Annotated in this window: 10 protein-coding genes; all 10 read right to left on the bottom strand. The window is 68.4% G+C overall.

Features of this window, described 5'->3' with window-relative positions; translation table 11 throughout:
* Positions 1-129: 129 nt before the first annotated feature.
* Positions 130-555 carry a CBS domain-containing protein gene (locus Q0D93_RS14835; protein WP_294395764.1) on the bottom strand — a complete coding sequence of 142 codons (426 nt, stop codon included), beginning with the start codon at positions 553-555 and terminating at the stop codon, positions 130-132.
* 130 nt (positions 556-685) lie between these two features.
* Positions 686-1,444: a DUF4167 domain-containing protein gene (locus Q0D93_RS14830; RefSeq protein ID WP_294395762.1), complete on the bottom strand. Its 759-nt coding sequence runs from the start codon at positions 1,442-1,444 to the stop codon at positions 686-688.
* A gap of 284 nt (positions 1,445-1,728) precedes the next feature.
* A complete protein-coding gene (prmC, locus tag Q0D93_RS14825; RefSeq protein ID WP_294395760.1) occupies positions 1,729-2,547 on the bottom strand; it encodes a peptide chain release factor N(5)-glutamine methyltransferase in 819 nt (272 codons plus the stop codon).
* Entirely contained in the window at positions 2,544-2,981 is a 438-nt protein-coding gene (locus Q0D93_RS14820) for a hypothetical protein (protein WP_294395758.1), read from the bottom strand. The genes prmC and Q0D93_RS14820 overlap by 4 nt, the downstream gene beginning before the upstream one ends.
* A 15-nt stretch (positions 2,982-2,996) precedes the next feature.
* On the bottom strand, positions 2,997-4,079 hold the full coding sequence (prfA, locus tag Q0D93_RS14815; protein WP_294395756.1) for a peptide chain release factor 1: 1,083 nt from the start codon (positions 4,077-4,079) through the stop codon (positions 2,997-2,999).
* Positions 4,076-5,308 carry a histidine--tRNA ligase gene (gene hisS / locus Q0D93_RS14810; protein WP_294395754.1) on the bottom strand — a complete coding sequence of 411 codons (1,233 nt, stop codon included), beginning with the start codon at positions 5,306-5,308 and terminating at the stop codon, positions 4,076-4,078. The genes prfA and hisS overlap by 4 nt, the downstream gene beginning before the upstream one ends.
* Before the next feature lie 72 nt (positions 5,309-5,380).
* Positions 5,381-7,243: a signal peptide peptidase SppA gene (gene sppA, locus Q0D93_RS14805; protein WP_294395752.1), complete on the bottom strand. Its 1,863-nt coding sequence runs from the start codon at positions 7,241-7,243 to the stop codon at positions 5,381-5,383.
* A gap of 44 nt (positions 7,244-7,287) precedes the next feature.
* On the bottom strand, positions 7,288-8,583 hold the full coding sequence (locus tag Q0D93_RS14800; protein WP_294395751.1) for a glycoside hydrolase family 130 protein: 1,296 nt from the start codon (positions 8,581-8,583) through the stop codon (positions 7,288-7,290).
* On the bottom strand, positions 8,580-9,695 hold the full coding sequence (locus tag Q0D93_RS14795; RefSeq protein WP_294395749.1) for a glycosidase: 1,116 nt from the start codon (positions 9,693-9,695) through the stop codon (positions 8,580-8,582). Before Q0D93_RS14795 ends, Q0D93_RS14800 begins: the two co-directional genes overlap by 4 nt.
* A complete protein-coding gene (locus Q0D93_RS14790) occupies positions 9,692-10,450 on the bottom strand; it encodes an SDR family oxidoreductase (protein ID WP_294395747.1) in 759 nt (252 codons plus the stop codon). The genes Q0D93_RS14795 and Q0D93_RS14790 overlap by 4 nt, the downstream gene beginning before the upstream one ends.
* Positions 10,451-10,743 lie beyond the last annotated feature (293 nt).

Genomic DNA, 10,743 nt, shown 5'->3' with positions numbered 1-10,743 from the left:
GCGAAGCGCCGTTGACAAGACGCCGTCTACGGCCAACCCACCAACACGTCAACTCCATTCCTTCACTTTTGTTGCAATTACCGGTTTTCAGCCAAAAATCACCCGCAACACCATAGGAAATCACCCGAATCACATGGCGATGTAGGCCCGCATGGCATCGGCTTCCTGCTCGATCCGCTCGATTCTGGCTTTCACCAGGTCGCCGATGGACACGAAGCCGATCAATCGCCCCTCTTCGAGGACGGGCAAGTGCCTGATTCTCCGGCGGGTCATCAGGGACAGCCCCGCAAGCGGGGTAAGCGAGGCGTCGACGGTGATAGCGGGCTGGGTCATCACCCGGTCGACGGACCAGTCGAGCATGGCGGCGCCATTCTGCCGCAGGCCATAGATCACGTCGCGCTCCGACATGATCCCGACGACCGTGTCGCCATCCACGACGGGAACGGCGCCGATGCGATGGTCGGCAAGCAGGGAAATGACCGTGCGTATGGCCGTATCAGGTGCAACCTGCACCACAGGGCGGTTATGGCCCCGGAGAATCGTAGCGAGCATCATGCCGCCTCTCCTTCCTGGCCCGATCTATGGAGTCGGGCTCCGTGCGATCATCCCACTTCGGGAGCGCGAAGGAAAGCGGCGGGCGCGGACCATCCGGCCCGCGCCCGTATCACTTGTGAAGCGTCGCTCGTCAGGCGTCGACGGTGGCAACCTCGGCGCGGGGGCGGCGCGTGCGCCGGCGCGGCTTGGGCGCGTCCTCCGCTTCGCCGACGTTCTCGGCGACGTCCTGGGTCAGGGAGGGGTTTTCGGGCTGCGCCTCGATCCGCTGCGCCATGAAGTCAGGGGCGAAGCCGGCGGTTTCGCCATCATCCTGCGCCCGGTTGCCGTCCGCCGCCTCGACCGTAGCAGCAGGCGCTGCGGCACGCGGCGTGCGCCGGCTGCGCTCGCGACGTCCCTCGCCATCGCGGGCACCCTCACGCGCGCCATCGCGGCTCGTCTGGGCCCGCTCGGTACGCGGAGCAGGTTCGCGACGAGGTGCCTCCTGAGGCTGCACGTCACGGCTCGCCGGCTCGCTTTGGCCGTCGCCGTCGTCCCACGCGTCGATCTGCTGGTCGACACGGCCCTGCGGCATGTCGTCGCCTTCGTCATCGCCGCCGAAATCGTCGCGATAATCATTCTGCTGACGCGGCCGCTGCTCCTCGAAGCGAGCGCGGGTCTCGCTCAGCACGCGGAAATAATGGTCCGCGAACTGCAGATAATATTCGGTGTTGACGCGATCGCCCTGCATCTGCGCGTCGCGCGCCAGCGTCTTGTATTTCTCGAGCAGCTGGGCGGCGTTGCCGCGTGCGCGATTATCGAGCCGGCTGCCATTGCCAGGACCGCCAGGCTGACCGTTACGCGCCTGCTGTCCCCCACGGCCGCGACGGCGACCGTTCTGACGGTTGTTCATCAACGTGGTCTAGTCCTCGTCACTGGTGAGTTCGTTCACCACTCCATCCCGGGCCGTTCCCGGAAGACCTTACCGGGCAATTGCCCGGACTTACTTGCCCGTACCCTTCGCCGGTTGCGGCGCGCCTGAACTCCGTCACGAAGTTCCGGCCCGCCACGATGCCGAGGCGCCGCAACCGGCGGCCTAGCGTTGAGGGGTTCGGGCGGAGCGTTCCTGCCATCGGGGAAAGCTCCAAGCCGTGTGATTCATGTAGGGCCTTGCCGGGCGCTTTCCAAGAGGGAAAGTCAGTGGCGCGGCGTTGCCACCACGCAGCGTTGGTGCCCGGCCAGATCGCGCCTAACCTGGGTCAGGAACCCTTGCGCCCCCAACAGCGCCGACACCGCATCCGCCTGCGTCATTCCCACCTCGATACAGGCGACGCCGCCGGGCGGCAGGCGCAAGGCGGCGGCGATCAGGCGGTAATCATCGAGCCCGTCAGCGCCCGCGAACAGGGCCGAGTGCGGCTCGTGATCCAGCACGTCGGGAGGCAGCGCCTCGCTGATAGCGATATAGGGCGGGTTGCACAGGACGAGGTCGAACCCACCCTCCGCCCCCGTTTCCCATCCTTGCCAGGCAAAGGCGGCGCGGCTGTCCAGCGCCAGCGCCAGCGCATTGGCCTGCGCCACGGCCAACGCCGCCTCGCTCATGTCCACGCCCAGCCCGGTGGCGTCGGGCCATTCGCTCAAGGCCGCCAGCAGCAGCGCGCCCGAGCCGGTGCCGAGGTCGAGGATGCGGCGCGGGCCCGCTTTTCCGAAATGGGCGACCGCCGCCTCCATCAGCGTTTCCGTGTCGGGACGCGGGATCAGCACGGCGGGCGAGACGGCGAGTTCGATCGTCCAGAAGGGGCGCCGCCCCGTAATATAGGCGACCGGCTCATGCGCCAGACGCCGCGCAATCAGGTTCTCGAACGCGGGCGGCACCGCGCGATCCCGCGCCGCCAGCAGCATGTCCTCGCGCCGCTCGCCCAAAGCTTGCGCCATCAGCAGCTCGGCATCGAGACGCGGCGTGTCGCTGACCGGCGCGAGCCGCCGCGCCGCCGCCGCCAGTGCATGTGCCAGGCTCATCGCGGGTCCAGGCCGCCGCGCTGTTCTGCGCGCTGGCGGCGGCGCTCGGCGGCCCAGGCGCCATAATCAGCCTTGCTGCACCCGATCGCGCCGCCCGCGCCGACGTTGCTGCACGATCCTATGCCGGCGGCGCCCGCCCCGTCGCTCACCGTCCCGCGCCCGCTCGGGCGCAGGTCCTGCTGGGCGAAGCGGGGGGCCAGCCGGGGGATGCGGTAGCTTTCGGAAATGCCGTGATCCGGCGCACACACCACGATTTCACCCTCCTTCGCCTCGGGGCAGTTGCGGATCGCCTCGACCACGCGCTTTTTCAGATGATCGACTGGCCCGACCTTGGGCGCGGGCTGGGTCGCCGCCGCCGCGATCAGCAGCAAAGGGATCATCTCGCCGCCCACCCCGTCGTGGCGAGCGGTCTCCGGCGCAAGCAGGCGGTGCAAGCGCGGCCCGGCATCTTATTCCGCCAGCGCCGCCAGCCGCTCGGCCTCATCTTCCGCGATCAGCGCGCCGACGAGTTCCTCCAGCCCGCCGCCCTCCAGGATTTCGGGCAGGCGGTGCAGCGTCAGGTTGATGCGGTGATCGGTCACGCGGCCCTGCGGAAAGTTGTAGGTGCGGATACGTTCGCTCCGGTCACCTGAACCCACCATGGACTTGCGGGTGCCCGCGCGTTCGTTCGCCAACCGCTCGCGCTCCGCCTCGTACAGGCGGGCGCGCAGCACCTTCATCGCCTTGTCCTTGTTCTTGTGCTGCGACTTCTCGTCCTGCTGGATGACGACGGTGCCGGTCGGAATATGGGTGATGCGCACCGCCGAATCGGTGGTGTTGACCGACTGGCCACCCGGCCCGGACGAGCGATAGACGTCGATCCGCAGATCCTTGTCGTCGATCCGTACGTCCACCTCCTCCGCCTCAGGCAGCACGGCGACGGTCGCGGCGGAGGTGTGAATGCGCCCGCCGCTTTCCGTTACCGGCACCCGCTGCACGCGGTGGACGCCGCTCTCGAACTTCAGCCGCGCGAACACGCCCGCGCCGGTGATGGAGGCGACGACCTCCTTGAACCCGCCCAGTTCGGCCGCAGATGCGGACATGAGCTCGGCTCGCCAGCCGCGCGTATCGGCGTAACGCTGGTACATGCGGAACAGGTCGCCCGCGAACAAGGCCGCCTCGTCCCCGCCGGTGCCGGCGCGGATTTCCAGAATGGCGGAGCGTTCGTCCGCCGCATCCTTGGGCAGCAGGGCGATCGCCAGCCGCCGCTCTGCCTCGACCAGCTTGTCGCGCAGTTCGGCCAGCTCCGCCTCGGCCATCACCCGCAATTCCGGGTCGCCCTCCTCATCCGCGACCATATAGGCCAGCGCGTCCAGCTCCTGTCGGAAACGCCGCACTTCGGATGCGGCATCGGCCACCGGCTCCAGCTCGGCATAATCCTTGGACAGGCGGACGAACTGGTCCGCCGCCAGGTCGCCGCGCGCCATCTGCGCCGACAATTCGTCGCGCCGCGCCTCGATCTGGCGGATACGCTCTAGGGGGATGGTGATCATGCGCGCGCCGCGAGCACGCCCTCGACGTCGCCGACGCGCCCGCCCAGGTCCTTGAAGCGGCGCGTGGCGGCGCCGTCGCGCTGGTCGAAGGACAGGATCGCGCCCGGCGCCATCTTCACCGCCCGGTCATAGCGTTTGCGCGGCGAGCCCGAGGCGACGATCTCCACCGCGATCCCGGCCCGGCGCAGCGTCGCCGCCGCGATCAGGCCATCCGCGTGCACTGCGTCATTCTCGATCACGATTGCCACCATGTCGCGCTCGGCTGCGGGGGCCTCGATCAGCATTGCCAGCCGCTCGATCCCCGCCGCCCAGCCGACGGCCGGGGTATGCGCACCGCCCAGCGTCTCGATCAGACCGTCATAGCGGCCGCCGCCCAGCACCGTGCCCTGCGCGCCCAGACGATCGGTGACGAACTCGAACGCGGTGTGGCGATAATAATCCAGCCCGCGCACCAGCCGCGCATTGCGGGTCCATGCGACACCCGCGGCGTTGAGGCCCTCCGTCACCGCCTCGAAGAAGGCGCCCGCCTCGCTCGACATATGCGCATCGATCTCCGGCGCGGCGTCGGCGATCGGGCGGTCGCGCGGATCCTTGGAATCTAGGATGCGGAGCGGGTTCTTCAGCAGCCGCTCCTGGCTTTCCTCCGACAGGTCGCCGCGATGTGCTTCGAAATGTGCCACCAGTGCCTGGCGCCACGCCTCGCGCGTTGCGCTGTCGCCCAGCGTGTTGAGCTGCAGCGTCACGCCATCCGCCACGCCCAGCTCGTGCAGCAACTGGTCCGCGAAGGCGAGCAATTCCACGTCCGTTATCGGTTCGGCCGTGCCGATCACCTCGGCGTCCAGCTGATGGAACTGGCGGAAGCGCCCCTTTTGCGGCCGTTCGTAACGGAACAGCGGGCCATGGGTTGCGGCCTTCACCGGCGCATATTGCTGCCACCCCTCGGTGAGGAAGGCGCGCGCGATGCCGGCGGTGAATTCGGGCCGCAGGGTCAGGCTATCGCCGCCGCGATCCTCGAACGTGTACATCTCCTTGGAGACGACGTCCGTGGTTTCACCCAAGCTGCGCGAAAAGACCGCCGTCGCCTCGAACACCGGCATTTCGACGCGGCCGAAGCCGTACAGCTTGCGCACGCGCTCGAACGTGTCGACGACGTGAGCGAAGCGCCGCGCCTCTTTACCGATCATGCTCTGCGTGCCGCGAATGGGCCGGGGTGTCTCGATCTTCGCCATAATGCCCGCGCGCTTAGTGGAAAGTTGGCGCGGCGGCGAGAGGCTGAACCACTCCGCGCCGCGCCTGCCTGCTCAGAGGCCGAGCTTCGCCGCCAGCAGCCGCGCCATCGACCCGGCGCGCGGCGTCCGCCCCGGCTCCGACGCGGCGCATTCCAGGCAGCGCACCTGGATCGCCGGGCCGTCCGCCAGCGCCTCCGCATCATCAAGCGCGCGCAGCAGCAAGGTCTGCGGCGTGTGCGCCACCCGCGTCCACACGTCGGCGGCGGCGTCGCCCCGGTCGCGCTTCTGCGTCCAGTCGCGCAGCAGCGCCTTCCACGAATTGGGCTCCCGCTCGATCCAGCGCGGGTTGCGCGCGGCGCCGGTCAGCTTGGCGGCGTCGGCAGCGAAGGCGATCGCCTCTTCCACCCCGCCGAAGCGATCCACCAGCCCGATCTGGCGCGCGGTGCCGCCGGCCCATACCCGGCCCTGCCCGATTTCGTTCACCCGCGCCGCCGGCAGGTGGCGCGACTGCGCGACCAGGCCGACGAAGCGCCCATAGATATTCTCGATCCCGGTCTGGATCAGACGATCGAACACCGGGCTGGTGCCGCGATACACGTCCGGCTGACCGGACAGGGGCGTGGTGCCGACCCCGTCCGCCGACAGGCCCAGCTTCTGCAAGGTGCCGGCAAAGGTCGGCAGCATGCCGAACACACCGATCGATCCGGTCACGGTGGACGGCTCGGCAAAGATGGTGGAGGCCGGGGTGGAGACCCAATAGCCGCCCGACGCCGCGACATTGCCCATCGACACCACGATCGGCAGGCCCTTTGCCTTGGCCTTCAGGATGCAGCTGCGGATGCGCTCCGCCCCCGTCACCGATCCACCGGGCGAATCGATCCGCACCACCAGTGCCTTGATCCGGTTCCTGGCAAGTTCCTCCGTCAACAGCCCGGCGATGGTGTCGCCCGCCGCCGTGCCGGGGCCGGCCGTGCCGTCCACGATGTCGCCCGCGATCGTCAGCACGCCGACGCCGCCGGCGGCCGGCTCCGCCCGGGCGGCCAGATAATCTTCCAGAAACACGGCCGAATAGGTGCCGTCGGATGCGGGGCCGGCCAGCTTGGCCACCCGCTGCTCGAACGTCGCGCGATCGCCCAGCGTGTCGACCAGCCCGGCATTACGCGCCGCCGCCGCGCTGTCGCCGCGCGCCGTCGCCAGCGCGGCGGCGGGATCGGAAACATAGGGCTTCAGCTGCGCCTTGGGGCGGGTCTTGCCGACATCATCCATCCAGCTGGCCAGCAGCGAATCCGCCAGCGCCTGGTTGGCGGCGCGGGCTTCCGGCGATTGATCGGTGCGGATGAACGGTTCCACCGCCGACTTATAGGTGCCGACGCGATACACGTTGGCGGTCACGCCCAGTTTGTCGAGCAGCCCCTTATAGTAGAGCCGCGCGCCGCCCGGCCCCTGGATCAGCACCGCGCCGAGCGGATTGAGCCACACCTCGCTGGCATGCACCGCCAGCTGATAGCTGTCGTCGGCATAGCCGGTGGCATAGGCCAGCACCGGCTTGCCCGCGCGCCGCGCGCGGTCCAGCGCCTCGCCCACCGACACCATCGCCGCCTGCCCGCCCCCGGTGAAGCGGTCGAGGTCGAGCACGATCGCCGTGATCGCCGGGTCGCTCCGCGCCGCGTCGATCGCGCGCACCACGTCGCGCAGGCGATATTCGCGGGTGGCGGGGCCGTTGCCGGACAGCAGCGCGATCGGGTCGGCGTCCTGCGGCTGCTCGACGATGGAGCCGTCCAGCCGCAGCAGCAGCGCGCCGCTGGTGGGCAGGCGCGGATTGGGCCGCGCGGACAACGCCGCGTACAGCAATCCGAAGAACAGCAGCAGCAGCAACAGGACCAGCCCGTCCTTCACCGCCACCAACAACCGCCACAAACCCTTTACGACGTGCATCTCATCCTCGCTTGGCCATGACCACCCTAGGCGCGTCCGCCGCGCTAGGCCATCGCCTCCAGCACGCGATCCACATTCACGGTCGCGAAGGTGGTGAAGCTGTCCGCCACGCCATAGGGCAGCAGCAGGGTACGGTCGTGCACCAGCGCGCCGCAGCTATAGACCACGTTGGGCACATAGCCGTCCCGCTCCCTGGGGCTGGGATGCACCAGCGGCAGGCGCATCCGGCCGAGCAGCTTCGACGGGTCGTCCTTGTCCAGCAGGCTCGCGCCCAAGCAATAATTCCGGACCGATCCCACGCCATGGGTGATGACCAGCCACCCCTCCTCGATCTCGATCGGGGAGCCGCAATTGCCCATCTGCACGAACTCCCACGAGAATCGCGGCGGAATGACCTTTTCCGCCGTCTCCCAGGTCAGGACGTCGTCCGAGAAGGCCAGCCAGACATTCTCGTTATCCTGCCGCGTCAGCATGGCGTAGCGCCCATCTATGCGGCGCGGGAACAGCGCCATGCCCTTGGTGGGGGCCAGCGCACCCTTCAGCGGCGTCATCTCGAACGTCTTGAAGTCGGGGCCGACGCGCAGCAGCTCCGACCGCGCCTCCGCTCCGCTGAACGCCGTATAGGTGCCGAGATAGCTGGTGCCGCCATCCTCCTCGTGGAAGCGCACCAGGCGCAGATCCTCCACGCCCTTGCTTTGCGCCGAGGTTACCGGGAACAGCACCGTTTCCGAAAGGTCGTGGCTGCCGCCGCAATCCATCACCACATGCTGGTGGACGGCATCCCCGTCGCTCGTCCTGACATGGGGCGGCACCGCCATCGGCCTGGGATCGTCCACCACCAGCGCGCCGCCCGGGGTCCAGGTGCCGGTGCGGAAGGTGATGGAGGACATGTGCCCCTCCCCGATCCCGCGCAGCCCCAGGATGAAGCGCAACGCCCCCTCCGCCACGCCCGACTGGTCGTCGGCCAGCACGATCGTGGGATTGAACAGGGCCGCGGCCTCGAACGAATATTCCTCGCAGAAATAACCGCCGATCACCAACGCCTGCTTTTCGCTGATCGCGTCGCGATCAATCGACAGACCGGGCACATGATCGATCCGGTCGAGCAGGAACTGCTTCAAGCGCAGGTCGCCATGCGGGAACGACGCCTTGATCCGTGCCAGCTCGGCATCCAGTTCCTCCTCGTCCAGCGCCAGGATGCGCTCGGCGATGCGCTGGGTGCGCGGCGTGCCGTTGGCGAACTGGGGCAGGTCGGCCGGCTCGAACGGGCGGACCACGGTGCGGGAGGGGTCGGGGCGCAGGATGACGCGCAAATGCGTCATCAGGTCGGTGCCCGTCATGCAAACACCGCCTTCGGGATGTGGGTGATGCGGCAGGCCAGGTCCGCCTCCCCGCTGGCCACCACATAATGGTCGCCCGCATCGGCGATGCCGGTGGTGAACACCACGTCGCAGACATACATCTTGTCCTCGATCGGACGGGTCAGTTCGGGGGCGGCCTCCAGCAAGGGTTCATGCTGCGTCGCCACCACGATGCTGGGATCGTCCCGATCGAGGATCGACCAATAGGTGCGATACACGCCCACGATCTCCTTCGGCTCCACCCCGTGCCACAGGCTCAGCCAGCCGCGATCGGTCAGGATCGGCGGCGTCCCTCCGCCCATGCGCGCGGTGGCGACGGTGGCCGAGTGGGGGCGCAGGCCGGGCTTGCGGTGGGGCTTCCAGTGCAGCGCGTCGGGTGACGTCGCCAGGTTGATCGACGGACCCGCGCGCCATTCGCTGTCCGGTGGATAGGCGAAATAGAGGTCGCCCAGCGGCCGGGTCTGCGCCCAATGCCGGCCATCGATCAGCCCCTCGAAGATCAGCATGTCCTTGTTCTGGTGGTCGAGCACGATGTCCTCGAACCGCCAGTCGAGCCCGTTGTCCGACGCATAGAGCGTGGTGCAATGCCGCTCCGGACTGACCGAGCAGGTGGTCATCAGCCAGCGGTCGCCGACCTTGCTGATCCGTGCATCCTCCACCCCGTACATCTGGAACGGCGCGTGAGGCGCGACCGCCTTATCATAATGGTGCGCCACCACCTCCAATCCGTCCGGCGTCAGCTCCACCGGCAGCAGCCACGACAGGGATGTCAGCGCCATGATCCGCCAGCCACCGCCGTGCAGCAGGAATTTGCGCGGGTCGGCGGTGTTGGCCAGCGCCAGCGGCCAGCCGTCGAGCACATAGCGGCCTTCGTCCCAGCGTATGGCGTGGACCTGCCCGTCGAACACCGGCGTCTTCAGCGCCTCGGCGATCCGTACCATCATCAGCAGATTGCCGTTGGGCAGCCGCGTCAGCCCCGGATTGAACGCGCCTAGGCAATAGGTTTCCACACCCAGCTGGCCCGCCAGGGGAGAGCGGGACAGGTCGATGTCGTCCGGCGTCAGGACGAGCCTGTCGAGGGGGAAGGTCATTCCCCTGGCTGCTGCCGGGGTGCGACGGTCACCTGCTGCACCACCGCCCGGCGCGGCTGCGTCAGCATGAAGTGGGTGGCGACGGCGATGTCCTCGGCCCGCAGCATCTCCTCCCGGTTGATCGCGTCCGCCTGCTCCTGCGCGGAGAAGGACTCATACTGCATGTCCGCGCCGGTCTTGCCCGGCTCGACCACGCCCACCTGGATGCCCTTGGGCGCGAGTTCCTTGCGCAGCGCCTCCGCAAAGCCCTGGATGCCGTATTTGATCCCGGAATAGATGCTGGATCCGCCGCCCAGCACATGCGCGCTCATGGAGCCGACGAAGACGATGTTGCCATGGTCCTTCAGCGCGGCGTTTGCCGCATGGGCGCTCAGCAGGTAGGCGGTGAAGTCGGTGGCGATGGCATGGCGCAGTTCCGCCTCGTCCGTGTCGGCAATGCCTTGCGCCGCGCCGGCGGCGTTGATCACCGCAATGTCCAGCCCGCCCAGATAGGCGGTGCCCGCATCGAACAGGCGCTTCACATTGTCAGCCTCGCTCAGGTCGATCGCGATCCCGTCGCCCTTGCCGACTTCGTTGATCCGGCCGAGCGCGTCCTCCAGATGCTGGGGATCGCGGCCGCAGATGAACACGTCCACGCCATAGCTGGCCAACAGCACGGCGATGGCCCGGCCGATCCCGGTCGTGCCGCCGGTGACGATCGCCTTCTTGCCCTCCAGGCTCGGCTGCTCGGTATGTGCATCGGCTTGGCTGCTCATCGCGCTTCCTCTTGATCCTGGCCTGCCCCGAAAGCGCCGTGGCCCGCGAAGTTCCGAGATGTGCCGAATGGAACGCGCGGACGGGCACCGGGCACGAAAAAGGCACGGCCTGCGGATGCAGACCGTGCCTTCTCGACAGGATCGGATGGCGGCCACGAAGGGGAGGCGCCGCCGCCATCGCGGACGACTGGGTCCAAGCCCAGCCGGATCCCGTGCTTATGCGTCGGCGAGCGCGGGCTCGTCGGCTTCGGCCATGTCCCACTTCTTGGGCGCTTCGGCGTCGGCATCGACCG

The organism is uncultured Sphingomonas sp., assembly GCF_934560975.1.
Lineage (GTDB): Bacteria > Pseudomonadota > Alphaproteobacteria > Sphingomonadales > Sphingomonadaceae > Sphingomonas_I.
This window is presented reverse-complemented; position numbering and strand designations above follow the sequence as displayed.

Excerpts from the sequence above, each read along its gene's own strand:
- Q0D93_RS14835 (WP_294395764.1), bottom strand. The coding sequence starts at position 555 with ATGATGCTCGCTACGATTCTCCGGGGCCATAACCGCCCTGTGGTGCAG.
- Q0D93_RS14830 (WP_294395762.1), bottom strand. The coding sequence starts at position 1,444 with ATGAACAACCGTCAGAACGGTCGCCGTCGCGGCCGTGGGGGACAGCAG.
- prmC (WP_294395760.1), bottom strand. The coding sequence starts at position 2,547 with ATGAGCCTGGCACATGCACTGGCGGCGGCGGCGCGGCGGCTCGCGCCG.
- prfA (WP_294395756.1), bottom strand. The coding sequence starts at position 4,079 with ATGATCACCATCCCCCTAGAGCGTATCCGCCAGATCGAGGCGCGGCGC.
- hisS (WP_294395754.1), bottom strand. The coding sequence starts at position 5,308 with ATGGCGAAGATCGAGACACCCCGGCCCATTCGCGGCACGCAGAGCATG.
- sppA (WP_294395752.1), bottom strand. The coding sequence starts at position 7,243 with ATGCACGTCGTAAAGGGTTTGTGGCGGTTGTTGGTGGCGGTGAAGGAC.
- Q0D93_RS14800 (WP_294395751.1), bottom strand. The coding sequence starts at position 8,583 with ATGACGGGCACCGACCTGATGACGCATTTGCGCGTCATCCTGCGCCCC.
- Q0D93_RS14795 (WP_294395749.1), bottom strand. The coding sequence starts at position 9,695 with ATGACCTTCCCCCTCGACAGGCTCGTCCTGACGCCGGACGACATCGAC.
- Q0D93_RS14790 (WP_294395747.1), bottom strand. The coding sequence starts at position 10,450 with ATGAGCAGCCAAGCCGATGCACATACCGAGCAGCCGAGCCTGGAGGGC.